Origin of the sequence: Kitasatospora sp. NPDC096128, from assembly GCF_040303105.1 — a bacterium.
Taxonomy (GTDB): domain Bacteria; phylum Actinomycetota; class Actinomycetes; order Streptomycetales; family Streptomycetaceae; genus Kitasatospora.
The window spans coordinates 157,756-183,844 of sequence record NZ_JBEOSP010000015.1 but is presented as its reverse complement, the minus strand read 5'-3'; the positions used below and the strand labels follow the sequence as shown (position 1 = coordinate 183,844).

The 26,089-nt window shown below is 75.4% G+C and carries 21 protein-coding genes; 11 read left to right on the top strand and 10 right to left on the bottom strand.

What is annotated here, in order from left to right; genetic code table 11:
- Positions 1–62 precede the first annotated feature (62 nt).
- Both ABTY61_RS19020 and ABTY61_RS19015 read right to left on the bottom strand, forming a co-directional pair.
- A complete protein-coding gene (locus ABTY61_RS19020) occupies positions 63–3,407 on the bottom strand; it encodes an ATP-dependent helicase (protein WP_350506156.1) in 3,345 nt (1,114 codons plus the stop codon).
- 130 nt (positions 3,408–3,537) lie between these two features.
- Positions 3,538–3,915 (bottom strand): MGMT family protein, encoded by a 378-nt coding sequence (locus tag ABTY61_RS19015; RefSeq protein ID WP_502895358.1) that lies wholly within the window; start codon positions 3,913–3,915, stop codon positions 3,538–3,540.
- A 134-nt stretch (positions 3,916–4,049) separates the two neighbouring features.
- Between ABTY61_RS19015 and ABTY61_RS19010 the strand changes: the two genes are divergently transcribed.
- Positions 4,050–6,794: a flippase-like domain-containing protein gene (locus tag ABTY61_RS19010; RefSeq protein ID WP_350506154.1), complete on the top strand. Its 2,745-nt coding sequence runs from the start codon at positions 4,050–4,052 to the stop codon at positions 6,792–6,794.
- A gap of 93 nt (positions 6,795–6,887) precedes the next feature.
- Here ABTY61_RS19010 and moeZ read toward each other — a convergent pair whose 3' ends face one another.
- From moeZ to ABTY61_RS18985, 5 genes are all read right to left on the bottom strand, one after another.
- Positions 6,888–8,066 carry an adenylyltransferase/sulfurtransferase MoeZ gene (gene moeZ, locus ABTY61_RS19005; RefSeq protein WP_350506153.1) on the bottom strand — a complete coding sequence of 393 codons (1,179 nt, stop codon included), beginning with the start codon at positions 8,064–8,066 and terminating at the stop codon, positions 6,888–6,890.
- A 230-nt stretch (positions 8,067–8,296) separates the two neighbouring features.
- Positions 8,297–9,304, bottom strand: a complete 1,008-nt coding sequence (locus ABTY61_RS19000; protein ID WP_350506152.1) for an NAD-dependent epimerase/dehydratase family protein — start codon at positions 9,302–9,304, stop codon at positions 8,297–8,299.
- An 87-nt stretch (positions 9,305–9,391) separates the two neighbouring features.
- The gene (locus ABTY61_RS18995; protein ID WP_350506151.1) at positions 9,392–10,471 is read right to left on the bottom strand and encodes a hypothetical protein; all 1,080 of its coding nucleotides are present in this window, start codon (positions 10,469–10,471) and stop codon (positions 9,392–9,394) included.
- Positions 10,471–12,222: a glycosyltransferase gene (locus ABTY61_RS18990; RefSeq protein WP_350506150.1), complete on the bottom strand. Its 1,752-nt coding sequence runs from the start codon at positions 12,220–12,222 to the stop codon at positions 10,471–10,473. The genes ABTY61_RS18995 and ABTY61_RS18990 overlap by 1 nt, the downstream gene beginning before the upstream one ends.
- Before the next feature lie 330 nt (positions 12,223–12,552).
- Positions 12,553–13,455, bottom strand: coding sequence for an alpha/beta fold hydrolase (locus ABTY61_RS18985; protein ID WP_350506149.1), 903 nt, complete (start codon positions 13,453–13,455; stop codon positions 12,553–12,555).
- Between the two features lie 243 nt (positions 13,456–13,698).
- Between ABTY61_RS18985 and ABTY61_RS18980 the strand changes: the two genes are divergently transcribed.
- From ABTY61_RS18980 to ABTY61_RS18970, 3 genes are all read left to right on the top strand, one after another.
- Complete coding sequence (locus tag ABTY61_RS18980) at positions 13,699–14,358, top strand: TetR/AcrR family transcriptional regulator (protein WP_350506148.1); 660 nt, start codon at positions 13,699–13,701, stop codon at positions 14,356–14,358.
- 133 nt (positions 14,359–14,491) lie between these two features.
- Positions 14,492–14,719, top strand: a complete 228-nt coding sequence (locus tag ABTY61_RS18975) for a DUF3107 domain-containing protein (protein WP_350506147.1) — start codon at positions 14,492–14,494, stop codon at positions 14,717–14,719.
- Positions 14,720–14,859: 140 nt separating this feature from the next.
- Positions 14,860–15,186: a hypothetical protein gene (locus ABTY61_RS18970; protein WP_350506146.1), complete on the top strand. Its 327-nt coding sequence runs from the start codon at positions 14,860–14,862 to the stop codon at positions 15,184–15,186.
- Between the two features lie 69 nt (positions 15,187–15,255).
- Here ABTY61_RS18970 and ABTY61_RS18965 read toward each other — a convergent pair whose 3' ends face one another.
- The gene (locus ABTY61_RS18965) at positions 15,256–15,984 is read right to left on the bottom strand and encodes a ferritin-like fold-containing protein (protein WP_350506145.1); all 729 of its coding nucleotides are present in this window, start codon (positions 15,982–15,984) and stop codon (positions 15,256–15,258) included.
- Positions 15,985–16,675: 691 nt separating this feature from the next.
- Here ABTY61_RS18965 and ABTY61_RS18960 point away from each other — a divergent pair.
- The 5 genes from ABTY61_RS18960 to ABTY61_RS18940 all read left to right on the top strand — a co-directional run bounded on the left by ABTY61_RS18960 (position 16,676) and on the right by ABTY61_RS18940 (position 22,046).
- Positions 16,676–18,610 (top strand): DEAD/DEAH box helicase, encoded by a 1,935-nt coding sequence (locus ABTY61_RS18960; protein ID WP_502895357.1) that lies wholly within the window; start codon positions 16,676–16,678, stop codon positions 18,608–18,610.
- A 139-nt stretch (positions 18,611–18,749) separates the two neighbouring features.
- Complete coding sequence (locus tag ABTY61_RS18955) at positions 18,750–19,628, top strand: alpha/beta fold hydrolase (protein WP_350506144.1); 879 nt, start codon at positions 18,750–18,752, stop codon at positions 19,626–19,628.
- Positions 19,629–20,021: 393 nt separating this feature from the next.
- Positions 20,022–20,168 (top strand): DUF8834 family protein, encoded by a 147-nt coding sequence (locus ABTY61_RS18950; RefSeq protein ID WP_502895362.1) that lies wholly within the window; start codon positions 20,022–20,024, stop codon positions 20,166–20,168.
- A 320-nt stretch (positions 20,169–20,488) separates the two neighbouring features.
- Positions 20,489–21,127 carry a DUF6758 family protein gene (locus tag ABTY61_RS18945; RefSeq protein ID WP_350506142.1) on the top strand — a complete coding sequence of 213 codons (639 nt, stop codon included), beginning with the start codon at positions 20,489–20,491 and terminating at the stop codon, positions 21,125–21,127.
- Between the two features lie 58 nt (positions 21,128–21,185).
- Complete coding sequence (locus ABTY61_RS18940; RefSeq protein WP_350506141.1) at positions 21,186–22,046, top strand: PHP domain-containing protein; 861 nt, start codon at positions 21,186–21,188, stop codon at positions 22,044–22,046.
- Between the two features lie 100 nt (positions 22,047–22,146).
- On the opposite strand, the gene ABTY61_RS18935 is transcribed toward ABTY61_RS18940, so the two are convergent.
- Positions 22,147–22,788 carry a suppressor of fused domain protein gene (locus ABTY61_RS18935; protein WP_350506140.1) on the bottom strand — a complete coding sequence of 214 codons (642 nt, stop codon included), beginning with the start codon at positions 22,786–22,788 and terminating at the stop codon, positions 22,147–22,149.
- A gap of 402 nt (positions 22,789–23,190) precedes the next feature.
- Here ABTY61_RS18935 and corA point away from each other — a divergent pair, with 402 nt between their 5' ends.
- Entirely contained in the window at positions 23,191–24,312 is a 1,122-nt protein-coding gene (gene corA / locus ABTY61_RS18930; RefSeq protein WP_350506139.1) for a magnesium/cobalt transporter CorA, read from the top strand.
- 52 nt (positions 24,313–24,364) lie between these two features.
- Here the strand turns inward: corA and ABTY61_RS18925 are convergent, their stop codons facing one another.
- Entirely contained in the window at positions 24,365–25,294 is a 930-nt protein-coding gene (locus ABTY61_RS18925; protein ID WP_502895356.1) for a DMT family transporter, read from the bottom strand.
- A 218-nt stretch (positions 25,295–25,512) separates the two neighbouring features.
- On the opposite strand from ABTY61_RS18925, the gene ABTY61_RS18920 reads away from it, so the two are divergent.
- Positions 25,513–26,052, top strand: a complete 540-nt coding sequence (locus ABTY61_RS18920) for a hypothetical protein (protein WP_350506138.1) — start codon at positions 25,513–25,515, stop codon at positions 26,050–26,052.
- The last annotated feature ends 37 nt before the right edge of the window (positions 26,053–26,089 follow it).

The following is a 26,089-nucleotide window of genomic DNA, read 5'->3' as shown; positions in this document are numbered from 1 at the left end:
CCGGCCCGCTCCCCGACGGGCCACGCGCCGACCCGCTCCCCGACCGGCGACGCGCCGGCCCGCTACTCGACGAGCTGCGCGCCGTCGCGCTGGGCGGAGCAGCTGCGGCGGAACGAGCAGCGGTCGCAGCCGCCGCCGGTCTGCGGGACGAAGCGCTCGGCGAGGACCTTGCCCGCGGCCTCGGCGAGCAGGTTCTCGATCCACGGCTCGCCCTCGGGCGGCTCCTGCCGCTGCACCTTGGGGGCGTCCGGGTCGGCCTTGGCGGCGGCCTCGCGCAGGTGGACGAGTTCGGCGCCGCCGGTGGCCGGGGGGTGCTCGGTGAAGCCGGGCAGCTCGTTGAGGGCGCCGGCCCGGACGGCGAGCTGGTAGACGGCGAGCTGCTTGTGCTCGGGCAGCGACTTGTCGGTGGGGATCTGCTTGCCGGTCTTGAAGTCGACCACGTAGGCGCGTCCGGCGTGGTCCTTCTCGACCCGGTCCATCGAGCCGCGGATGCGCACCGAGACGCCGCCGACGTCGAGGGTGACGTCGAAGCCGTGCTCGGTGGCGACCAGGGCGCGGCCGCGTTCCAGGACGTGCCAGTTGAGGAAGCGCTCCAGGGCGGTGCGGGCCTCGTTCTTCTCCTGGTGGGACTTCCAGGGGGCGTCGAAGGCGAGGGCGTCCCAGACGGTGTCCAGGCGGGCCATCAGGACGGCGAGGTCGGCGGGGGTGCGGCCGGAGCCGACCTCGTCGGCGAGGGCGTGCACCACGTTGCCGAAGCCCTGGGCGGCGGTGCCGGGGGCGCGGGCCTTGACCTCCTTGTCGAGGAACCACTGGAGCGAGCAGTTCTCCAGCTGTTCCAGGCCGCTGCCGGACAGCCGCACGGGCGCGTCCGCGCTGCGCAGCGGCTCGGGGGCGACGGTGGCGTCGTCCAGGCCCCACCAGCGGTCGGGGTGGGCGGAGGGCACCAGCGGCAGCCCGTCCTCGTCGGTGGCGGCGGCCAGGGTGGCGAGGCGTTCGGCGGCGGCGCGGCGCAGTTCGGGCGAGCGGGCGGGGTCGACGGTGACGGCGCGCAGTTCGGCGACCAGGGCGGCCACCGACAGCGGGCGGCGCGGGCGGTGGGTGACGTCCTCGACGGTGACCGGCGGGGTGCGGCGCACCACCTTGCCGGTGCGCGGGTCGACGTCCTCGCGGTAGAGCTCGCGCAGGAAGCGGGAGGGTTCGTCGCCGTCGTCGGCGGGCGCCTTGACGGCGGTGACGATCAGCCGTTCCTTGGCGCGGGTGGCGGCGACGTAGAAGAGCCGGCGCTCCTCGCCGAGCAGGGCGGCCGGGGAGAGCGGTTCGGCGAGGCCGTCGCGGCCGATCCGGTCGGCCTCCAGCAGGGAGCCGCGGCGGCGCAGGTCGGGCCAGAGGCCGTCCTGGACGCCGGCGACGACGACCAGGCGCCACTCCAGGCCCTTGGAGCGGTGGGCGGTCATCAGCCGCACGGCCTCGGGGCGCACGGTGCGGACGGTGAGGGTGTCGGCGGCGATGTCCTGGGCTTCGAGTTCGGCGAGCAGGTCGAGGGCGCTGCGGTGGCCGGTGACCTGTTCCTCGGCGCGGGCGGCGGTCTCGAACAGGGCGCACAGCGCGTCCAGGTCGCGGTCGGCGTTGCGGCCGGCGGCGCCGCCGCGCAGGGCGGCGCGCTCCAGGCGTTCGCGCCAGCGGCGGCTGCCGTCCCACAGCTCCCACAGGGCGTCCTCGGCGGTGCAGCCGCCGGCCAGCAGCTCGCGGACCTTGCGCAGCAGGGTGCCGAGGTCGCGGGCGCGGCGGGCGGTCGCCGGGTCGAGGGCGATCAGCCGCTCGGGTTCGGCCAGGGCCTCGCGGATCAGCTCGCCGGCCGGGCGCGGGGCCGTGGCGGGGCGGCCGTCGGCGCGGCTGTCGGCGCGCAGCGCGGCGCGTTCCTCCTCGCGCAGGGCGCGGCCCAGGCGGCGCAGGTCGGAGCCGTCGAGGCCGCCGAGCGGGCCGGTCAGCAGGGCGTGGGCCAGGTCCTCGGTGAGCGGGTCGGGGGTGCGCGGACCGGGGTCGTCGAGGAGGGCCTGCTTGTCGCGGGCGGCCTGCTCGGCGCAGACCCGCAGGGCGAGCAGCAGCTGGGCGACGGCGGGCTCCTCGCGCAGCGGCAGGTCGTCGCCGTCGATCTCCAGCGGGACGCCGGCCGCGCCGAGGGCCCGCCGCACGCCGGGGATGGAGCGGGCGCCGGCCCGGACCAGCACGGCCATCTCGCCCCAGGGCACGCCGTCCTCCAGGTGGGCGCGGCGCAGCAGGTCGGCGATCGAGTCGAGTTCGGCGCCGGGGGTGGGGTAGGTGTACACCTCGACCCGGCCGCCCTCGCGGGAGGGCAGCAGGGCGCGGTGCTGGGCGAGTTTGTCGGCGGGCAGCCGGCCCATCGGCATCCGGCGGGCGAGTTCGCGGGAGGCGGCGAGCAGCACGGCGCCGGAGCGGCGGGAGACCCGGAGCACCTTGACCTCGGCGGGGGCGCCGTCGGGACGGCGGAAGGCCTGCGGGAAGTCGAGGATGCCGTTGATGTCGGCGCCGCGGAAGGCGTAGATCGACTGGTCGGGGTCGCCGACGGCGACCAGGTCGCGGCCGCCGCCGGCGAGCTGGCGCAGCAGCCGGACCTGGGAGGGGTCGGTGTCCTGGTACTCGTCGACGAAGGCGACCTCGTAGCGGCGGCGCAGCTCCTCACCGACCTCGGGGCGTTCGGCGAGCAGCACGGCGCGGTGGACGAGTTCGGCGTAGTCGAGGACGCCGCGCAGGTCGAGCACGTCGAGGTAGTCGGCGAGGAAGTGCGCGGCGGCGGCCCAGTCGGGGCGCTGGACGCCCTGGGCGAAGCGTTCGAGTTCACGCTCGCCGAGGCCGAGCTCGCGGCTGCGGGCGAGGACGGCGCGGACCTCGTCGGCGAAGCCGCGGGTGGTCAGGCAGGCGCGCAGGTCGAGCGGCCAGGCGATCCGGCCGCGGCCGTCGCGGGCGTCCTCGGCGCCGCCGGCCAGCAGTTCGCGGACCATGACGTCCTGCTCGGGGCCGGAGAGCAGCCGCAGCGGCTCTGCGTAGTCCTCCGGGTCCTGGTGGGCGCGCAGCAGGGCATAGCAGAAGGAGTGGAAGGTGGTGGCCTGCGGGGCGGCGGCGGAGCCGAGCCGGCCGGACATCCGGTCGCGCAGTTCGACGGCGGCCTTGCGGCTGAAGGTGAGGACGAGGATCCGCTCGGGGTCGGTGCCGTCCTGGATCCGCCGGGCGACCGCCTCGACCAGGGTGGTGGTCTTGCCCGTGCCCGGCCCGGCGAGGACGAGCAGCGGGCCGCCGGTGTGCTCGACCACGGCGCGCTGGTAGGCGTCCAGCACGGGCGGGTCGGGCTGGACGAGCGGGTTGCGCACGAGCCGGTAGGGCGAACTCACGAACGGGTCCTGGGGTTGTACGGAGAGGCATGGCCGGGGCGGGCCCGCAAAGGGACCCCTGAGAGATCGCGGAGGGATCGCGGAGGGGTCGCGGAGGGGCCGCCCGCATCGAGCCTACGATCCTGCCCCGTCAATCCCGTCCGCGCGCGGGGTTCGGTGAATTCTCCCGGCCGTCCCAGCGGGCCAGCTTGAGGTCGACCCGGGGCGGGTCGGCGAGTTCGCGCAGCGGGGTGCCCTCCTCGCCGTAGTGGGCGAGGGCGCGGTGCTCGTGCCCGGGCAGGAAGCGGCCGTCCGCCCGGATCACCCGCCACCAGGGCACCGAGCCGCCGTACAGGGCCATCACCCGGCCGACCTGCCGGGGGCCGCCCTGGCCGAGGTACTCGGCGACGTCGCCGTAGGTCATCACCCGGCCGGGTGGAATCCGCTCGGTCAGGTCGAGCACCAGTTCGGCGAACGGCGGTAGGGCGTCCAGGACGCCGTCGTCTGTTACGTCCGTCACCTGCGGCATTCTTCCTCATAGGGACGCACGCGCGGCCCCGTACGAACGACCCGCCGCGCCCGATCCGGCCCCTGTCCAGCACGGGGGGCCGGGGCATGCCACCATCTTCGGGGCGGTGAGTGGTGATACGAGGACAAGACCAGATGACCGGGACGGCTGACGTGGGCGTGGACAGGGACTCCGACGAGTCCGGCTCCGTCGTGCCCCCGGCGCCCGGTGACGAGTCCGATGGGCGGCCCGGGAACGGGCCGACCCCGGAAGTCTCCCTGATCAAGGACCTGACGATCAAGACCCCCACGCCCGAGCAGGCCCCCGGACCGGCGGCGCAGCCGCCCGCCCCGGCCCCGGCCCCGCCCGTCCCCGCCCCGGCCCCGCCGGCCGCGCGGACCGAGCACCACGACCCGCTGGACGACGCCCCGCACCTGGACGTCGACGAGCCGCTGCTCGCCGCCCGCGCGCACCGCCCGTCCGACCTGATCCGCTTCCTGGCCGGGGTCTTCGGGATAGTCGCGGTCTTCGTCCTGGCCGGCATCGCCACCTCGACGACCACCGGCATCGAGCAGGACATCGCCACCAACGCCCCGCACTTCTCCGCGGTGCTGTCCACCATCACCGGCCTGGTCTCCAGCGTCGCCGTGCTCGCCGTGCCGCTGGCCTTCGCCGTCGAGCGGCTGATCAAACGCGACGGTCTGCGGGTCGCCGACGGCGTGCTCGCCTCGGTGCTCGCGTACGGCGTCTCGCTGGGCATCGACTGGTGGGTCGCCGAGGGCGCCTCCGAACACATCAGGACGGCGCTGACCCGGCTGCCGCTGGACAGCAACGGCAGCCTCACCGACCCGGTGCACGGCTACCTCGCCCCGGTGATCGCCTACATGACCGCCGTCGGCATGTCGAGCCGGCCGCGCTGGCGGGTGGCCCTGTGGGTGGTGGTCGTCTTCAGCGGGGTCACCGAGCTGCTCGGCGGCTACACCACCCCGCTGTCGCTGATGCTGACCGTGCTGATCGGCTGGTCCGTCGCCTACGGCACGCTGTACGCGATCGGCTCCCCCAACATCCGGCCCACCGGCCAGCACCTGATGATCGGCCTGCGCAAGGTCGGCTTCACCCCGGACGGCGCCCACCGCGCCCCGGACGCCCCCGGCGGCACCCGCCGCTACTACGTCACCCAGCAGGACGGCCCGCCGCTGGACGTCCACATCATCGACCGCGAGCAGCAGGCCTCCGGCTTCTTCTACCGGGCCTGGCGGCGGCTGCGGCTGCGCTCGGTGGCGGTGCGCCGCAGCCCCCAGTCGCTGCGCCAGGCGCTGGAGCAGGAGGCCCTGATCGCGTACGCGGCGGCCGCCTCGGGCGCCCGCGCGCCGCAGCTGGTGGCCACCTCCGAGCTGGGCCCGGACGCCGCGATCCTGGTGTACGAGAACGTCGAGGGCCTCACCCTGGACGAGCTCGCCGACGAGGAGGTCACCGACCGGGTGATGGCCTCGCTGTGGCAGTCGGTGGCCGCCCTGCACGAGCGCCGGATCGCCCACCGCCGGCTGACCGGCGAGTCGCTGCTGGTCGTCGACGACAAGACCGCCTGCCTGGTCAACCTGTCCGGCGGCGACATCGCCGCCACCGACCTGACCCTGCGCATCGACGTCGCCCAGCTGCTCACCACCTTCGCGCTGCGGATCGGCCCCGAGCGGGCCGTCGCCACCGCCAACGCGGTGCTGGGCGCGGACCGGGTCGCCCAGGCGCTGCCGCTGCTCCAGCCGGTCGGGATGAGCCGCTCCACCCGGGTCGACCTCGCCAAGCTCACCAAGGAGCGCAAGGCCGCCGCCCGGGCCAAGGCCCTGGAGCAGGTCGCGGCCGGCGAGCGCACCCAGGAGCAGGCCGAGGAGGACATCGCGGCGGCCGGCGAGGACCTGCTCAGCCGCATCCGCGGCCAGATCCTGCAGATCGCCCCCGAGGCGCCGATGGAGCCGGCCAAGCTGGAGCGGCTGAAGCCGAAGAGCCTGATCATGGTGATCGCGCTCACCTTCGCCGCCTATCTGGCGCTGACCACCATCAAGCCGGCCCAGCTCAAGCTCTCCCAGATGAACTGGGCGTGGGCGGCGGCGGCCCTGCTGGCGGCCGCGTTCAGCTACGTCGCCGCCGCGATGAGCCTGACCGGCTTCGTCCCCGAGCGGCTGCCGTTCCGGCGCACCGTCGCGGCCCAGCTGGCCGGCTCCTTCGTGAAGCTGGTCGCCCCGGCGGCGATCGGCGGCATCGCGCTCAACACCCGCTACCTGCAGAAGGCCGGGATCCGCCCGGGCCAGGCGGTCGCCTCGGTCGGCGCCTCCCAGCTGGCGGGCCTGGCCGGGCACCTGCTGCTGCTGTTCAGCTTCGGCCTGATCACCGGCAGCCAGACCAACGGCGACCTCTCCGCCTCCCGGGCGGTGATCATCGGGGTGCTGACCGCCGCCGTGCTCGCCCTGGTGGTGGCCGCGGTCGCGCCGCTGCGCCGCTTCGTGCTGGGCCGGCTGCGCTCGCTGTTCTTCGGCGTGGTGCCGCGCATGCTCGACCTGATGCAGACGCCCAGCAAGCTGATCACCGGCTTCGGCGGCATCCTGCTGCTGACCCTGTCCTTCACCGCCTGCCTGGACTTCTCGGTGCAGGCCTTCGGCGGCGACGTCAGCTTCTCGGCCGTCGCGGTGGTCTTCCTGACCGCCAACGCGGCCGGCTCGGCGATCCCCACCCCGGGCGGCATCGGCCCGGTCGAGGTCGCCCTGATCGGCGCCCTGACCGTCGCGGACGTCTCCCCCACGATCGCCACCCCGGCGGTGTTCCTCTTCCGGGCGCTCACCTTCTGGCTGCCGGTGCTGCCGGGCTGGATCGCCTACAACGTGCTGCAGCGCAAGCACGCGCTCTGAGCGCGCGGACGTACGACGGAGGGCCCCACCGCTAGCGGTGGGGCCCTCCGTCGCATCTCCGGGGCGTCCGGGGCCGTACGTCCGGCCGGCGGCCTAGTAGACCGGCTTGTGCGGCTCGACCTGGTTCACCCAGCCGAGCACGCCGCCGCCCAGGTGGACGGCGTTGGCGAAGCCCGCGGCCTTGACCACGGCCAGCACCTCGGCCGAGCGCACGCCCGACTTGCAGTGCAGCACGATCTTCCGGTCCTGCGGCAGCTTCTCCAGGGCGTCGCCCATGAGGAACTCGTTCTTCGGGATCAGCACCGCGCCGGGGATGTTGACGATCTCGTACTCGCCGGGCTCGCGGACGTCGATGAGGTAGATGTCCTCCTCGTCGTCCTGCCACTGCTTGAGCTGCTTCGAGGTGATGGTCGAACCGGCGGCGGCGGCCTGCGCCTCCTCCGACACGACGCCGCAGAAGGCCTCGTAGTCGATCAGCTCGGTGACCGTCGGGTTCTCGCCGCAGACGGCGCAGTTCGGGTCCTTGCGGACCTTCACCTGGCGGTAGTTCATCTCCAGGGCGTCGTAGATCATCAGCCGGCCGACCAGCGGGTCGCCGATCCCGGCCAGCAGCTTGATCGCCTCGTTCACCTGGATCGAGCCGATGGACGCGCAGAGCACGCCCAGCACGCCGCCCTCGGCGCAGGACGGGACCATGCCCGGCGGCGGGGCCTCCGGGTAGAGGCAGCGGTAGCAGGGGCCGTGCTCGGCCCAGAAGACGCTGGCCTGGCCGTCGAAGCGGTAGATCGAGCCCCACACGTACGGCTTGCCGAGCAGCACCGCGGCGTCGTTCACCAGATAGCGGGTGGCGAAGTTGTCGGTGCCGTCCACGATCAGGTCGTAGCCGGCGAAGATCTCCATCACGTTGGAGTTGTCGAGCCGCTCCTCGTGCAGCACCACGTCGACGTACGGGTTGATCTCCTTGACCGAGTCGCGCGCCGACTCCGCCTTGGAGCGGCCGATGTCGGCCTGGCCGTGGATGATCTGGCGCTGCAGGTTCGACTCGTCGACCACGTCGAACTCGACGATGCCCAGCGTGCCGACACCGGCGGCGGCCAGGTACATCAGCGCGGGCGAGCCGAGGCCGCCGGCGCCGACGCACAGCACCTTGGCGTTCTTCAACCGCTTCTGCCCGGCCATCCCGACGTCCGGGATGATCAGGTGGCGGGAGTACCTGCGGACCTCGTCGACGGTGAGCTCGTCGGCCGGCTCGACCAGGGGTGGCAACGACACGGGGACTCCGATGGGTGTCTTGTTCAGGCGGCCGGGGCCTGCCTCGGACGGGGTTGTTGCACCGCCACTCAGGTGGCTCTCTAGGCCAACAGTGTCATGCCCGACCGGTATTCCGAGACAGCTCGTCCGATGGGCGAGACGGGCCGCGCCGGATCGTGGAACCGCCCGCCGGCCGCCCCGGAGCGTCCCGGGCCCGTCGTTCCGGGCCCGGGACGCTCCCCCCGCCGGACTCACACCCGGCAGGCCGTCTCCAGCCAGACGTCCCCGAGCGACTCCTCCAGCGGCACCTGTGTCCGCCAGCCGAGACGTTCCCGGGCGGTGCGCACGTCCGCCTGCCGCCACGGCACCGGCTCGCCCGGGGCGGGCCGGCCCTCCGCCCGGTGGACCTCCGCCCGGTGGCCCGGCAGGTACGGACCCGGCTGGTGGCCGTGGCCCGGCAGGTGGTCGCCGCCCGGCCCGCCGACCTGCGCCGGCAGCAGGACCGGCCGGTTCTCCTCCACGATCGCCCCCTCGAAGCCCGACGCCCGGACCAGCAGCTGGGCCGCGTCCCGGGCCCGCACGGCGTGCCCGCTGCCCACGTTGATCACCCCGGTGGCGGCCGAGACCGCCGCCGCCTGGATCGCCCGGGCGACGTCCCGGACGTCCACGAAGTCCCGGTATCCGGACAGGTCCGGCATCCGCACCTGGTTCTCGTCCCGCTCCAGCGCCCGCCGCAGGCCCTCGGCGAGGCGCCCGAACAGCGAGGCGGTCGGCGCGCCCGGGCCCACCACGTCGAACACCCGCAGCACCGCGGCGTCCAGCCCGGAGGCCAGCACCAGCTCCGTCCCGGCCAGCTTGGACACTCCGTACGGGCCGACCGGCCGCGGCTCGGCCTGCTCGGACACCGGCACCCCGCCGGGCACCGGCCCGTACTCCGCGGCCGAGCCGACGTGCACCAGCCGGGCCGGCTCCCGGCTGCGCCGGATCGCCTCGCAGACGGTCGCGACGGCCAGCGTGTTCGACCGGATCAGGGTCCGCGAGCTGCCGTAGGTGGCGCCCGCGCAGTTGATCACCACCTGCGGCGCGACCGCGTCCAGGAAGCGGGCCAGCGCGCCCGGGCTCCCGGTGGTCAGGTCGAAGCGGATGTCGGCCGAGTCGCGCCGGCCGAGCACCGTCACCTGCAACTCCTGGTCCATCAGCAGACGATCGGTGACCCGGCGGCCGATGAAGCCGTCGGCGCCCAGCAGCAGCACCCTCATCGGGGGCGTCCTTCCACGAAGCGAGGTCGGGGACGACCTGGCGGACTGAAAACAGCGAACGAGATCTGACAGGTCTGACAAGGGGGTTCAGCGGTGCGAGCCGGCCCGGCCGAGCACCGCCCAACCGTGGAGCAGCAGCACCGCCGCGACCGCGCCGCCGCCCAGCAGGACGGCCGACGGCCAGGGGTGGCCCAGGGCGAGCAGCACCGCCGTCGCGGCGGGCCCGGCCACGGCGCCCAGCGCGGCGGCCGTCGCCCGGCCGCAGCACGCCAGCAGCGCGGGCAGCACCAGCAGCAGGCCCAGCACGCCCTGCGCCGCCCACGCCGCCGGGCCGGCCCGCTCGGCGGCCAGGTGCAGCAGGCCGCCGCCGTGACCGGGCCCGGGGCGCGGCGCGACCACCGCGAGGACGGCCAGCGCGGCGTAGGTCAGCACCGCGAGCACCGCCAGGTGCAGCGCGAGCGCGACCGGCAGCACCGGGCGCATCCGGGCCCGGAACTCGGCCAGCGTGCGCGCTGCCCCGAGGTGCCCCCGGCCGACCTGCCGGTACCAGCGGGCCGCCCGCTCCGCCGAGCCCGCCGACACCGCGGCGGCCAGCACCAGCGCGGCGGCCAGCGGCCGGTCCCGGCCCGGCGCCGCCAGCGGGAGCAGCAGCAGCGCGGCCAGGCCCAGCCCGTACCCGAGCGCGGCGGGATGCAGCCGGGAGCCGGCCGGCCGGGGCGGCGTGCGGACCGGGCCGAGCTCCGCCGGGCAGGCCGGGCCGCAGGGCGGCGGGGCGGGATCGGCCGGGGCGGGCCCGGTCAGCGCGGGCAGCAGCGCCAACGGGACCGCGGCGGGCAGCAGCACCGGCCAGCGGGCGCCGAGCACCACCACCCCGGCACACGGCAGCGCGGCCAGCGCGGCGGCGATCAGGGCCGCCCGGGCCGCGGCCCCGCCACGGCGCGGGGCGGACGGTTCGGGCGGCGGCGGGCGCCGGGGCACCCGGGCGTACAGCTCCTCGGCCAGCGCGAACAGGTCGGCGTGCCGGCAGCGCGCGGCGGCGTCCGGGCCGAGCCCGGCCTCCTCCAGCCCGGCGGCGATCTCCAGCGGGTCGACGGCGCGCTCGCACAGCTCCCGGTGCTCGGCCATCAGTTCGCGCACCGGGTCTGCGCTGGCGGCGGGGCCGGACATCAGACGGCCTCCGCGAGGGCGGGCCCGGCGGGGCGGGTCTGATCCGGGCCGTCGCTGAGCCAGTACTCGGCGGGTCGGGCGAACGGACGCGGCGCCCGGCCCGCGCCGCCCCCCTCGGGGAAGGCCGGGTACTGCGAGACCAGCTCCAGGTAGATCTCCCGGAAGGCCCCGATCACCGGCTCGACGGCGAAGCGTTCCTGCGCCCGCAGCCGCCCCGCCAGGCCCAGCCGGGAGCGCCGTTCCTCATCGCGCAGCAGCGCCAGGCAGGCCCCGGCCAGTGCGCGCGGGTCGCGGGCGGGCACCAGCAGCCCGGTCGGGCCGACCACCTCGCGGGCCACCCCGACGTCGGTGGAGACCACCGCGCGGCCGCTGAGCATGGCGTCGGCGAGCAGCCGGGGGCTGCGCTGGGAGAGCGCGGAGAAGACCGCCACCGTGCCGCCCTGCCAGGCCTCGGCGAGCGAGCCGGGCCGTCCGGCGAAGTCCACCGCCCGGGCCACCCCGAGCCGCTCGGCGACCGCCGCGCAGTGCGCCCGGTAGCCGGGGGCGGCCTCCTCGCCGAACACCACCAGCCGGGCCGCGGGCAGTTCGGCGCGGACCCGGGCGAAGGCGTGCAGCACCAGTTCGGTGTCGCGCGCCGGCTCCAGCGCGCCCGCCCAGACCAGGGTCGGCCGCTCCGGCTCCGGCCCGGCCGCCGGGCGGTCCACCGCCGGGGTGCCCTCGTACACCACCCGGGTACGCGCCGGATCGGACCCACAGCGGCGCTGCCACTGCTGGTCGTGGGCGCTGCCCGGGGTGAGTATCGCGGCCTGCCGGTAGGTCTCCTCGGTGAGCGCCCGGAAGAAGGACAGCAGCAGCGCCCTGACCGGCCACCGGTAGGGCGCCACGTGACCCGCCCACTCGCCTCCGGGCGCTCGAACCCGGTGCCGGCGGTCTCCCCCAGGCTGGCGGCCGGGAGGTGCCCCCAGGCTCCCGCGCTCTCCCCCGGCCTCCGGCCGGGGGGACCCCCGTCTCGCTCGTCGCTCCTCGTTTCCGGAGCCGGCGCGGTTTTCGGAACCGGCGCGCCCTCCGACTCGGGGCATGCAGCCGAGGTACTGCTCGCGCAGGTGCAGGGCGTGCTCGGTGACCACGAAGGGCACCCCGTGCAGCCGCCGGGCGAGCAGGGCGGGCAGCGCGGCCGGGCCGCCGCCGACCACGTGGCACAGGTCGGCGGCGCCGAGGCCGCCGGGCCCGGTGCCGTACCAGGGCGCGGACAGCGGGCGCAGGCACTGCTCCAGCAGATCGGCGGCGACCAGCACGTCGTGGACCAGCGGCTGTCCGGCCGGGGTGTCCGCGCCGGGCAGCAGCCAGGTCCGCTCCAGCACCCGGCGGGCGTGGGCGGAGGCGAGGAAGGCGGGCAGGGTGCCCTCGTCCTCCCGGGCCAGCGCCGCCAGCCGGTACAGCCCGGCCCCGAAGCCGGCCCGCTCCCCCGGCAGCACCAGCGCCCGCACCAGTTCCTCGTACGCCCGGGCGTACTGGCGTCTGCGCACCGCCCCGGGGGCCCGGCCGCGCGGCCGGCGGCCGAACAATGCGAGGTCGTGGGCGCCGTGCCAGGCGGGCGAGAGCCGCGAGACGGCGCCGAGGCCGTCCGGGCCGGTGAGCAGGTACAGCTCGAACTCGTGCTCCGGCAGGCCCTCGGCCAGCCGCTCGCACCAGGCCCCGGCACCACGGTCGGGATGCGGACGGGCACCCTCGGTGAGCAGCGCGACGCGCACGGGAGACCTCCTTCTGCCTCGGGACGGGGGCGGTGCCGGCGGCCTCGGTCGGGGCCGGCCGCCCCCGCACCCCTGGGACGCCCCCTGGGCAGGGGCCACGGGAGCCGTGGGGCCGTACGCCGGGACGCTTGCTCGGGCCGTGCGCCGTGTGCTCCGGCGTCAGCGGTCCTCCCCCACACCTGTTCGGTCCGGCAGCAGAAAGGTAGGACCGGCCCGGGGCGATCCATCGGTCACATGCCTGGCTGCCACCTGAACGAGTGAACCGCCGTGACCTCGCCCCGAGCCGGGCCGTTACCGCGCGCTATACGGCGCTCCAGCCCCGCCCGCCGCTCAGCGTGCGGTGCCCGCGATCAGCTCGCGCACGGCCCGGGCGACCGCGTCGGGGTGCTCCATCATCGCCACGTGCCCGGACTCCGGCAGCACCAGCAGCCGGGCGTCGGCGAAGGCCGCGCAGGCCCGGCGGGCGGAGCGGTAGGCGACCAGCTTGTCGCGCAGCCCGTACACCAGCAGCACGGGCGCCGCGACCTGCTCGGCCTGCCGCCACAGCGCCTGGTCGCCGCGCTCGGTGTAGGCGGAGACGATGCCGCGGGCCGAGCCGATCAGGGCCGGCATCGCGTGCGGCTGCTCCAGCCGGAGCCGGTACTCGGCCACCGCCTCGGCCCGGGCGGCCGGGCTCAGGCCGGCCGGGTCGCCGTAGACCAGCCGCAGCAGGTCCTCGGTGGCCGCCTCGGCGTCGCGCCGGCCGGCCGGCAGCCGGCGCAGCAGGGCGGGTAGACCGGGCAGGGCGAGCAGGCCGGTGGGCCAGGCGGAGCGCTGCGGGGGCAGTTCGGGCAGCGCGGGCGAGACCAGGGTGAGGCTGCGCACGAGGTCGGGGCGCAGCGCGGCGAGCCGGACGGACACGGCGCCGCCGAGCGAGTTGCCGAAGAGGTGGACGGGGCCGCGGCCGGAGGCCTCCAGGTAGCCGATGACGGCGCGGACGTGGCCGTTGAGGCTGAGGTTGCCGTCGGTGGGCGGGCCGGAGCGGCCGAAGCCGGGCAGGTCGACGGCCTCGCCGTCGACGAGGCCGGAGAGCCGGTCCATCAGGGCGGTCCAGTTGGCGGCCGAGCCGCCCAGGCCGTGCACGAAGAGCCCGGGCTCGCGCCCGTCGGTGCCGCCCTCCTCGGCGGGCCGGTGCACCGCGAGCACCGCGCCGGGGACCTCGACCGTACGTACCTGCTGCTCAGCGCTGCTCATGGTGGACGATGGTAGTGAGGCCCCACCGGGGGCGGCCGGGGTGGTCCGGCCGTAGCGGCCCCCGGTCCCGTCCCCGTGCCTTCCCTCGTCGCACCACTGCCGACGCCGAGGTCAGCGCCGTATTGTGGGCTCCTGACAAGCGGGCGGACTGCTTTTCTCGCCTTCGCCGAGGGCGGGCGCGGTTACCGAAAAGTAGAATCGGCCCTCTTGCCAGCCCCGAAGAAGCCCGAAGTGAGGAGCGCCGTGACGGCCATCCAGGAGGCGCAGGAGCGCCCGCGCGGTGCCCGCCTGCCGCGAAGCGCCCGCCGTGAACAACTGCTCGGTGCCGCCCAGGAGGTGTTCGTCGCGCAGGGTTACCACGCGGCCGCCATGGACGACATCGCCGACCGTGCCGGGGTGAGCAAGCCGGTCCTCTACCAGCACTTCCCCGGGAAGCTGGAGCTCTACCTGGCGCTGCTGGACAAGCACTGCGACGCCCTGGTCGAGTCGACCCGCGAGGCGCTGGGCACCACCGCCGACAACAAGCTGCGGGTGGCCGCGACGATGGAGGCGTACTTCAACTACGTCTCCAGCGAGTCGGGCGCGTTCCGGCTGGTCTTCGAGTCGGACCTGACGAACGAGCCGGCCGTGCGCGAGCGGGTGGAGCGGGCTTCCGAGGCGAGCGCGACGCTGGTCAGCAAGGTGATCCAAGAGGACACCGACCTGCCGGAGGCGGAGTCCAAGCTGCTGGCCGCCGGGGTCTGCGGTCTGGCCCAGATCACCGCCCGGTACTGGCTGTCGCAGGGTCTGGAGATCCCGCGTGACGAGGCGGTGCGGCTGGTCGCCAGCCTGGCGTGGCGGGGGCTGAAGGGCTTCCCGATGCACCCGGGCGACCTCGCGCCGGAGGGTTCCGCTCAGCGCTGACGATCCGCTGACCTTCGCCTCGGCGGTGATCGGGTGCTCTATGGTGAAGCCGTACGGCGCGGTCGCCGTGACCGCTTGTCCCAGGCGGCCCGTGGCCGCGCGTGGAGACTGCCAACCCGGAGGGACGGAAGCCGTGGAGGTCAAGATCGGCGTGCAGAACGCGCCGCGCGAAATCGTGATCGAGAGCTCGCAGACTGCCGATGAGGTCGAGAGCGCGGTCGCGAAGGCGCTGGAGGGCTCCACCAAGCTCTTCTCGCTCACCGACGAGCACGGCCGTCGCGTCATCGTCCCGGCCGAGCGCCTGGCGTACGTGGAGATCGGCGAGCAGGCCGCCCGCAAGGTGGGCTTCGGCACCACCTGAGGTGCCGCCCCGGCACAGCCGGCCCGGTGCCCCGTTCCCGTCAGGGAGCGGGGCACCGTCGCGTGTACGGCCTGGTGGGCCTGGGTACGGCGACAGGTGCGGCACCGTCGCCGCACGCCCGTTCCCCCGGGGAGGCCGCCTTGCTGGTCGAATCGTTCGTCTTCGCCCTGGTCGGCCTGGTCGCGGCCGCGGCCGCGCTGCTGGGCCTGCCGGGGTACTACCGGGCGTCCCGCCCGCTGGTGGTGGGGACGGCCCTGGCGGCGGCGCTGCTCGGCGGGGTGGTCGCGCACTTCTGCCTGGACGGGCGCCACCCGGTGGCCGCGGTGGCGTTCTCGGCGCTGGCCGCGGGGGTGGTCACCTCACTGCTGGCCCGGCCGGACCTCGCCGCCGGGCTGGCCCCGGCGCACCGGCACCACCCGCACCGGGCCGGCGCCCACCGCGCGCCGCGGCGGCACCGGCCCGCCTGAGGGCCGTTACGACGCCCGTGACGACGCCCGTGACGGGGGTCCGTGACGGGGGTCCGTGACGACGGCCCGTTACGACGCCAGCCCGAGGGCGGCCATCCGCCGGGTGTGCGCCTCGGTGATCCGGTTGAACATCTTGCCGACCTCGACCAGGTCGAAGCCCTGCACCTGCACGCCGCCGACCAGCAGGTTGGACAGCGCGTCCCGCTCGGCGACGACCCGCTGGGCCTGGCTGAGCGCCTCGCCCATCAGCCGCCGGCCCCACAGGGCGAGGCGGCCGCCGGCCCGCGGGTCGGCCTCGATGGCCTGGCGGACCTTGTCGACGGCGAACTGGCCGTGGCCGGTGTCGGACATGACGCCGAGGACCAGCTCGCGGGTGTCGTCGTCCAGCCGGACGGCCACCTCGCGGTAGAAGTCGGTCGCGATGGCGTCGCCGACGTAGGCCTTGACCAGGCCCTCCAGCCAGTCCGAGGGCGCCGTCATCCGGTGGAACAGCTCCAGCGGCTCGACGAAGGGGCGCATGGCCTCCTGCGGGTCGGCGCCGATCTCGGCGAGCCGGTCGTGCAGCCGCTGGTAGTGCTGGAACTCGGCGGAGGCCATCCGGGCCAGGGCCGCCTTGTCCGCGAGGCCGGGCGCCAGCTTGGCGTCCTCGGCGAGCCGCTCGAAGGCGCTCAGCTCGCCGTACGCGAGCGCGCCGAGCAGGTCGAGCACCGCCGCGCGGTAGCCCGGTTCGGCCGAGCACGTGGCCCAGTCGCCGATCGAGCCGGGCGCGCCGTCCTGCGTCTCACCATGGGTCTCCATGACCCGCCACCCTAAGGCCTGCGCCCCGCCACCGGGTGCACCCCCGGTGACCTGCCGGTTCGGCCGCTCCCGCGGCGGCCGGCGGGGGCGGTGTCAGACGCGTCACGTGTTCGAGTCGTCGCCTGACTGTATGGTGGTACGGAGCCCCGTCGTGTTCGCACGGTGTCACCGCCGTCTCGGTGGCCCGCACGAGCCCGCTCCGTAGCGGCAGCGCGTCCCCCGGACGTGTCCGCACCGGAGGCACGGGTGCTCACGTACGCGGATGCCCGGTCGGAGAGCCGATCGGCTCCGACCATGGCTTGGACTTCAAGCCTTGGCACCGCATCAGTGGCCGAGCGAGGGCCGCCGAGACCACGCCCACCTGGCGGAGGTCCCGCGCAGGTCCCTCACGGGAATCCTCCCCGACGCCGCCGGCGACGCGCCCCGCCATCGGGCCGCGCGCACCGGCCGGCCGCAGGGACCGGCGCGGTTGTGCGTCCGCGCAGCTGTCATCAGGGCCGTCAGGCCCGTACGCAGCCGCGCGGCTGCCCGCCCGCCGCTCGCTCTCGGCCCCTCCGAAAACGGAAGAGGCAGCACCCTGTCCACCACCGCTGAACCCATCAAGACGACGTTCCGGGATCTGGGGATCCTCCCGGAGACCGCCGAGGCGCTCGAGTCCGTCGGCATCGTCCATCCCTTCCCCATCCAGGAGATGACCCTCCCGGTCGCGCTGACCGGCCACGACGTCATCGGCCAGGCCAAGACCGGCACCGGCAAGACCCTCGGTTTCGGCCTGCCGCTGATCGAGCGCGCCATCGTGCGCGCCGACGTGGACGCCGGGCGGGCCACCGAGGAGCAGCTCTCGGACTTCCCGCAGGCGCTGATCGTCGTCCCGACCCGCGAGCTCTGCACCCAGGTCACCAACGACCTGCAGACCGCCGGCAAGGTCCGCAACGTCCGCGTGCTCGCGGTCTACGGCGGCCGGGCGTACGAGCCGCAGGTCGAGGCGCTCAACAAGGGCGTCGACATCGTGGTCGGCACTCCGGGCCGACTGCTGGACCTGGCCGGCCAGAAGAAGCTGAACCTGTCCAAGGTCCGCGCGCTGGTCCTGGACGAGGCCGACGAGATGCTCGACCTGGGCTTCCTGCCCGACGTCGAGAAGATCATCACCATGCTGCCGGCGAAGCGGCAGACCCTGCTGTTCTCGGCCACCATGCCGGGCCAGGTCATCAGCCTCGCCCGCCGGTACATGAGCCAGCCGACCCACATCCGGGCCGCCGCCCCGGACGACACCGGCGCGACCGTCGCCAACATCGAGCAGCACATCTTCCGTGCGCACTCGCTGGACAAGGTCGAGATGGTCTCGCGCATCCTGCAGGCCGACGGCCGCGGGCTCGCGATGATCTTCTGCCGCACCAAGCGCACCGCCGCCGACGTCGCCGACCAGCTGACCCAGCGCGGCTTCGCGGCCGGCGCTGTCCACGGCGACCTCGGCCAGGGCGCCCGCGAGCAGGCGCTGCGCGCCTTCCGCAACGGCAAGGTCGACGTGCTGGTCTGCACCGACGTGGCCGCCCGCGGCATCGACGTCGAGGGCGTCACCCACGTCGTCAACTACCAGTGCCCCGAGGACGAGAAGACCTACCTCCACCGGATCGGCCGCACCGGCCGGGCCGGCGCCTCCGGCACCGCCGTCACCCTGGTCGACTGGGACGACATCCCGCGCTGGCAGCTGATCAACAAGGCGCTGGACCTGCCGTTCAACGAGCCGGAGGAGACCTACTCCACCTCGCCGCACCTCTACGAGCTGCTGAAGATCGCGCCGGGCACCAAGGGTGTGCTGCCGCGTTCGGAGCGCACCCGGGCCGGGCTCGGCGCGGAGGAGATCGAGGACCTCGGCGAGACCGGCGGGCGGGGCGCCCGCACCGGTCGCGGCGGGCGCGGCGGCCCGAACCGCGCCGCCGTCGAGACCCCGGTCGAGGAGAAGCCGCGCCGCACCCGTGAGCGTCGCCGCACCCGCGGCGGCTCGTCGGTCGGCGAGGGCGAGGCCGCTGTCGCCGCCCCGGTGACCGGGCCGGCCCCGGCCGTCGAGGGCTCCGAGGGCGAGGCCGCGCCGCGCCGTCGCCGCCGCCGTTCGCGCGGTGGCGCCGCTTCGGGCGAGACCACCGCGGTGGTGGCGACCGAGGTCGTCGCCGTGGCCGCCGCGGTCGTCGAGGCCGCCGTGGTCGCCGTGGTCGCGGCCGAGCCGGTGGCCGAGGAGAAGCCGCGCCGGACCCGGACCCGCAAGCCCAAGGCCGAGGCCGGGGCCGGGGCCGAGGTCGAGGTCGAGGTCGAGGTCGCGGAGACCGTCGAGGCCGCCGCCGTCACCGAGGCTCCTGCCGAGGCCCCGGCGGAGAAGAAGCCGGCCCGCACCCGGACCCGCAAGCCCAAGGCCGAGGCCGCCGAGACCGTCGAGGCCGCCGCCGTCACCGAGGCCCCGGCCGAGGAGAAGCCGGCCGCCCGGACCCGGACCCGCAAGCCGAAGGCCGTCGCCGAGACCGCCCCGGAGGCTCCGGCCGCCGAGGCTCCGGCCGAGGAGAAGCCGGCTCCGCGCAAGCGCACCCGCACCCGCAAGGCCGCGGCCGCCCCGGAGGCCACTCCGGAGGGCTGACCCGCCCCGCCCCGAGGGGGCGGCCGGACCACGACGGTCCGGCCGCCCCCTCGGGCGTTCCCGGACGTCCCGCCTGGTCGGAGGAGGATCGGGACGGAATAGGCTCGGGGCGTCGTCTGCCCCGGGAGGGAACCCGCTCATGAGTACTCCGCCGTTCCTGGACCTGCCCCGCTGCGCCCGGGCGGAGCGCGTGCCGACCGCGCGCGGGGAGTTCGCGGCGCTGCGGGCGGAGCCGGACGGCCCGGTGCGCGGGTCGGCCCTGCTGGTGCCGGGGTTCACGGGCAGCAAGGAGGACTTCATCGCGCTGCTCGCGCCGCTCGCGGCCGCCGGGTACCGGGTGACGGCCGTGGACCAGCGGGGCCAGTACGAGACCGGCGGGCCGGACGACCCGGCGGCGTACGCCGTGGACGCGCTGGGTGCCGACGTCCGGGCGCTGACCGGGGTGCTGGCCGCGGAGGGCGGGCCGGTTCACCTGCTGGGGCACTCCTTCGGCGGCCAGGTGGTCCGGGAGGCGGTGCTCGCGGCCGCCGCCGAGGGCCCGCTGCCGTGGCGTTCGCTGACCCTGATGGCCACCGGGCCGGGAGCGATCGACCCGGCCGAGGCGGCCCGGACCAGGCTGCTGCTGGACGCCCTGCCGGTCATGGGCCTGGAGGAGATCTGGCAGGTCATGCGGCAGATGGACGAGGACAGCGGGGAGCCGAAGCCCGCGCTGGCGCCGGGGGTCGCGGAGTTCCTGCACCACCGCTGGGTGGCGAACGTGCCGCGGTCGCTGGCCGTCACCGGCGGGCACCTGGTGGCCGCGCCGGACCGGGTGGACGAGCTGGCCGCGGCGACGGCGGGGGCGCTGCCGGTGCTGGTGCTGTCCGGCGAGCGGGACTACGCCTGGCCGGTGCCGGAGCAGGGCGCGATGGCGGAGCGGCTGGGCGCCCGCCGGGTGGTCGTCGCGGGCGCGGGCCACTCCCCCAACGCCGAACGGCCGGCCGCCACGGCCGAGGCGCTGGCCGCGTTCTGGGCCTGAGCCCGGCCCCCCGACCGGCCCTTCCCCGGAGTGGTCTGTACCACTTCCGGAGGTTCGACCGGTCTCGACGCAGGACAAAAGTCGTTAGTTACGGTAATCTTTGATTCTGTCCGGGAATCATCGGCGACCCCACCGGGGTTCCTTTCAGTCGAAACCCGGACGTTACGGACGGGCAACGGCCCGGTAGCACCACCACGGCACCGTGGTTCACGAGGCACCAGACGCATCAGGCAAGTCCAGGGGGAGCCCTTGCCGCAGCAGACCGCCGCTCGTACGACGCGCCCGGTCCGGCCCCAGCGCCGGATCCGCAAGACCCCGAAAGGGCTGATACCGACTCAGCCGCAATCGCCCCGCACCGCGGGGCCCGGAAAGGAGACGCCCATGACCAAGCCCATGCGCTTCGAGATCCTCCGACTGGACGACGCCAACGGCTCCGCCACCGAGCGTGTGATAGCCGACGCCGAGACCGTCCGCGAGTTCGTCCAGGACGCCGCCCGCACCGGTGAGCGCCTGCTCATCCGCCCGTGCCCGACCGTCTGACCCGGCGCGGCGCCTCCGACCGGGAGGCCCCACCCGCCGCCGACGAGCCGGGAGCGTCCGACCCGGACGTACCGATACCCGACTGACGCCCCGTCACCGCGCTCGCCGTTGACGGGGCGTCAGTGCGTCCGGCCCCGTCACCACCCCCGGCGCCCGGGACGTTTGCCGCCGCCCGCCACGGGACATCCCCCAACGGGAACCGCCCGCGCCGCACCCCGTCCGCGCCGGCCGGGCGTCCAGCACCGACACGGTGCCGCCGAGCCGTCCGTACGGGTGATCGTCCTTGACGCGGCGGTCCGGAGGGAGGAGCGTTGTCGGCTATGAGGGGCGAGCCAAGCTGTCCGAGGTGCGCCGGTCGGGTCCGCGCCCCCGGTCTTTTTTCGGACACCTGGCAATGCGACCGACACGGAGCCGTGCACCCGATGCAGCCCGTGCTGCCCCCGAGCGTGGAAGCCCTGGGCGTCGCCGTCGCCCGCTCGCAAGTCCCCGTCTGGCTGCCCTGGCCGCTCCCGGTCGGCTGGCTCTACACCGGCATCGCCCACGTCGGCGACGACGTCTCGGGCGCCCGGGCCACCGCCGTCGCCTGCTCCGGGCCCGCCCCGCTCGGCGGCTTCGGGGAGCTGGTGCTGGTCGCGGAGGAGCTGGGCGTCGGGCTCGGCGCCCGCTACGCCGGACTGCCCGGCCCGGACCCGGGCGACTCGGTCGGCCTCTACAAGCCCGCCGATGCCAAGCTGATGGCCGCCGGCCGGCCCACCCCGATGTTCCACGTCCCGGACGCCCCGGCCGACCGCGCGGTGTTCGTCGGCGAGGCCCGCGGGCTCTGGCTCTGGGCGATCGCCTGGCCCGAGCAGTCCGCCCTGGTGATGTACGACGAACTGGTGCTCACCGACCTGCGCGAGGCCGGCGCCGAGCTGGACCTGCTGCCCTGCGGGGCGCCCTCCCCCCGACTGCTGGGCTGACCGCGGGCCGGACGGACGACCTATCCTGGGCGGCACCCGACCCCCAGGAGTCCGCCCCGTGCGCATCGACCTGCACGCCCACAGCAACGCCTCCGACGGCACCGACAGCCCGGCCGAGCTGGTCGCGGCGGCGGTCGCCGCCGGCCTCGACGTGGTCGCGCTCACCGACCACGACACCGTCGCCGGCCATGCCGCGGCTGCCGCGGCGGTGCACGCGCTGCCGGACGGCACCCGGCTGACCGTCGTCCCCGGCGCCGAGCTGTCCTGTGTGGTGGGCGGCGTCAACATGCACCTGCTGGCATACCTGTTCGACCCGGAGGAGCCGGAGTTCGCGGGCGAGCGGGAGCTGGTGCGCACCGACCGGTTCCGGCGCGGGCGGGCGATCGTCGAGCACTGCCGGGAGCTGGGCGCGGACATCGACTGGGAGCAGGTGCAGCGGATCGCCGGGGACGGCTCGGTCGGGCGGCCGCACATCGCCAGCGCGCTGGTCGAGGCGGGCGTGGTGGCCACCGTCTCGGACGCCTTCACCGAGCAGTGGCTGGCCAACGGCGGCCGGGCGGACGTCCGCAAGCACGAGACCGACCCGGTGCGGGCGGTCCGGCTGGTCCGGGCGGCCGGCGGGGTGCCGGTGTTCGCCCACCCCGGCGCGGTCAAGCGCGGCCGGACGGTCCCGGACCAGGTGATCGCCGACCTCGCGGCCGCCGGGCTGGCCGGGCTGGAGGTCGACCACACCGACCACGACGAGGAGACCAGGCAGCGGCTGCGCGGGCTGGCCGGCGAACTCGGCCTGCTGGTCACCGGTTCCAGCGACTACCACGGCAGCCGCAAGACCGTCCGGCTCGGCGAGTACACCACCGACCCCGCGGTGTACGAGGCGCTGCTGGCCCAGGCCACCGGGGCGAAGCCGATCGAGCGCTGACGGCGGGCGCGGCCGCGCTCCGGCGCACCGGAGCGCGCTGGGGCGGGCGGGCGCGGTCGTACGCCTCCCGCCCGCGCCCCGTAAGCACCCTGACCGGGGATCAGTCGAGCTTGACGCCGCGCCGCTGCGGGTCGCGCAGGTCGGTGCCCTGGCTCAGCCAGCGCTCCTGCAGCGCGGCCGCGCCGTGCACCCGCTTCCAGCCCGCCTCGATGGGCGTCATCGGCAGCAGCGGCAGGAAGCGCACCGGCTCGGCGGGCTCGGCCAGTTCCAGGTCCTCGACCAGCCCGCCCGGTTCGGCGGCCAGCACCGAGGTGAACGGGGCGCCGTCCCAGAGCGGGGCACCGAGGTCCAGCGAGCCGCCCGGGGCCACCACCAGGCCCTCGACCTGCGGGGTCGCGGCGAAGGTGGCGAGGCTGCGCAGCACGCCGTCCCGCCCGCCGCGCACCGTCAGCACCAGTTCGACCCGCGGTCCGCGCAGCTGGTCGGCGACCGGCTGGGTCGGGTCGGCCATCGGGGCGGCCGACATCCCGAGCGTCGCGTAGCGGACCAGGCCCTCGGCGTCCGGGCCGAAGCGCAGCACCTCGATCCGGTCGGTGCCGAGGAAGGTGACGGCGGCGCGGCCGCTCGGTTCGCCGAGGGTCGAGATCAGCCGGGCCTCGACGGCGGCCAGCACCGCCTCCCGGGTGAGGTCCGGGGAGCTGCCGCCGTGGGGGTCGCCGAAGGACGGGAAGTCGTGCGCCATGCCGGTGAGCGTAACCCGGGCCGCCCCGGCGTCCGCGCGGGGGCGTACGGGCGGGGGCCGGGGAACGCCCGGGGCGCCGATGCCCGGTCAGATGTTAGGGTGAGCGACTGGCCACCGGGATCGTTCGTTCCGGGGCGGCGGCGCGAAGGAGGTGGTTGCGGTGGATACCGGCCGACCATGCAGTACCGGCAGCTCTGCCCGGCCCCGACGTCCCCGCACCCCCGCACCGCAGGCCTGAGCGGCTGATCCAGCCGCAGTGGCCCGGGCGCGGCCGGCGGCGGACGGACCGGCCGGGAGAGCACCCTCACCCCCCTTCACCGGTGTTCTTCGCCGTCGCACCACGGCCCTGCCCTCGGCTCCTCTTCGCCGCCGTGCGACGGCTCCTGCCCCAGGGAGCCTGCCATGTCGATGATCAACAGCCTGCGCGCCGCCGTCCGCACCAACCGCCGTCGGGGCGCCGCCGGGGCGTACGACGCCGTGCCCGAGGGCAGCGGATCGGCGGTCGTGGACTGCGCGGTCTACCAGCACGGTCGGCGCAACGGCGAGGCCTGCAGCCCCCGCGAGGCCGTCCGCCGGGTCAAGGCGGCTCACCAACTCCCGGGCGCCGCAGGCTCGTTCAGCTGGATCGGACTGCATGAGCCGACCGGGGCCGAGTTCGAGGGCATCGCCCAGCGGTTCGGCCTGCACCCGCTCGCGGTGGAGGACGCGGTGCACGCCCACCAGCGGCCCAAGGTGGAGCGCTACGACGACGTGCTGTTCGCCGTCTTCAGGACCATCCGCTACGTCGAGCACGACCAACTCACGCCCACCAGCGAGGTGGTGGAGACCGGCGAGCTGATGGTCTTCGCCGGGCGGGACTTCGTGATCACCGTGCGGCACGGCGGGCACGGCTCGCTGCAGGAGCTGCGGCACCGGCTGGAGGCGGACGCGGACGAGGCCGGGCTGCTCGCCAAGGGCCCGGCCGCGGTGCTGCACGCGATCGCCGACCACGTGGTGGACAACTACCTGCTGGTCGCCGAGCGGCTGCAGAACGACGTGGACGAGATCGAGTACGGCGTCTTCTCGGCCAAGGGCGCACGCAGCGCGGACGTCGGCCGGGTGTACCAACTCAAGCGCGAGGTACTGGAGTTCAAGCGCGCGGTGGCACCGCTGCTGCGTCCGATGCAGCAGCTGTCCGAGCCGTCGCAGGGCCTGGTCGACCCGGACGTCCAGAAGTACTTCCGGGACGTCGCCGACCACCTGGCCCGGGTCACCGAGCAGGTGCACGGCTTCGACGAACTGCTGAACTCGCTGCTCCAGGCGAACCTGGCGCAGGTGTCGGTGGCGCAGAACGAGGACATGCGCAAGATCACCGCCTGGGCGGCGATCTTCGCGGTGCCCACCATGATCACCGGCGTGTACGGCATGAACTTCGACTACATGCCCGAACTGCACCACGCCTACGGCTATCCGCTGGTGCTCGGCGCGATCGCGGTGATCTGCGTCGGGATGTACCGGGGCTTCCGCCGCAACGGCTGGCTGTAGCCCCCGGCCCCGCCGTCCGGCCCAGCCCGGCCGTCCGGCCCGGTCCCCCGGGTCAGCGCCGCCCGCCCCGGGCGACCAGGACCAGGCCGAGCAGGATCAGCACCACCGCCGGGTAGGCCGCCGCCGGGGGCCACTGGCCGAGCCAGAGGGCGGCGATCAGGGCCGCGCCCGGGGTCTCCAGCAGGATCGCGGTGGAGGTGATCGACGGGCCGAGGGTGCGCACCACCCGGTTGCTCAGCGAGTGCCCGAGCAGCTGCGCGGTCGCCATCAGCAGCACGATCTGCCACCAGGCCCCGGCCGACCAGCCGGACAGCCGCGTCCCGGTGGCCAGGCAGATCACCAGCAGGCCGACCGCCGTGGTGGCGTAGCAGACCAGGGTGTACCCGGTGGTGCTGACGGTCTTGCGGACCTCCGCCCCCAGCAGCATGTACCCGGCCGCGGCCAGGCCCGCGGCGAGCGCGAGGCCGTCCCCGAGCAGGGCGCGCGGGGACATCGAGAGGTCGACGCCGGTCAGCACCAGCACGCCGGCGAAGGCGACGACCGTGCCGAGCCAGACCATCCTCGGGGCGCGGACGCCGAACAGCCGCATCAGCAGGATCGTCCACAGCGGGGTGGTGGTCACCAGCGCGGTCGCGGAGGCCACCGAGGTCATCCGCAGGCTGGGCATCCAGAGCGCGAAGTGCACCGCGAGCAGCGCCCCGGCGGCGACCGCGAGCAGCAGCGCCCGCCGGCCGATCCCGCGCAGTTCGGCGCGGTGGCGCAGCAGTGCGTACGGGCCGAGGGCGCCGACCGACATGACGTTGCGCCAGAAGGCGATGGCCAGCGCGGGCGCGGCGGTCGCGGATATCAGCGGGCCGGAGAAGGAGATGCCGCCGATCGACACCGCGAGCAGCAGCAGGTCGACGGTGGGCAGCGGGTGTGCGGGCCGCTGGTCGGCGGCGGTGGCAGGGGCGGGGGCGGTCGCGGGCCGGGCGGCGGGCACGGCGCTCCTTCGCTGGTCGCGGGGGCGGGGCGCTCATACGGTAAGGCCCGTGGGCCGCTAATGGAACTGTCGCCCGGGGGCTGAGACGTCCGGCCGGACGGGCGCGGCCCCCGGCGGGACGGGCGCGGGCCCCCGGCAGACCTGGCGCGGGCCTCCGGCGCGACCAGCTCCGGCGTCCGGCGGACGGGCCTGGGTCGGAAAGCCGTACGCTGTCCGCCATGGACCGCAACTCCGCCGCCCCCACCGCCGACGACTTCCTCGACCAGGCCCTGCTGGAGGAGGCCGCGAAGAAGTCCGGCCTGCTCTGGGTGCGCGCGGACGGCGAGGCGCAGTCCCGCCCGCTCTGGCACGCCTGGCACGACGGCGCGGTGGTGGTGGTCGGCGGGGGCGACGAGCAGCCGCTGCACGGCCTGACGGCGGGCGTCGGCGCCGTGATCACCGTGCGCAGCAAGGACAAGGGCGGCCGGCTGACCGGCTGGAACGCCGAGGTCGTCGAGCTGGCCCCGCACGGCGAGGCCTGGCTGGGCGCAGTCGAGGAGCTCAAGGGCAAGCGGCTGAACGCGCCCGACACCGACACCATCGCCGAGCGCTGGGCCCGCGAGTGCCGGGTGCTGCGGCTGCGGCCGGTCGGCGCGCTGACCGAGCACCCGGGCGCCATGCCGGACGGCTCGCACGCCGCCCACCCGATGCCCACCCCGGCCACCACCCGCCGCCCGATCCCGGCCGGGCTGCCCAAACTGCTGTTCAAGCGCCGCTAAAGGTTCACGCCGAGGACTCCTGGGGCCGCTACGGTGC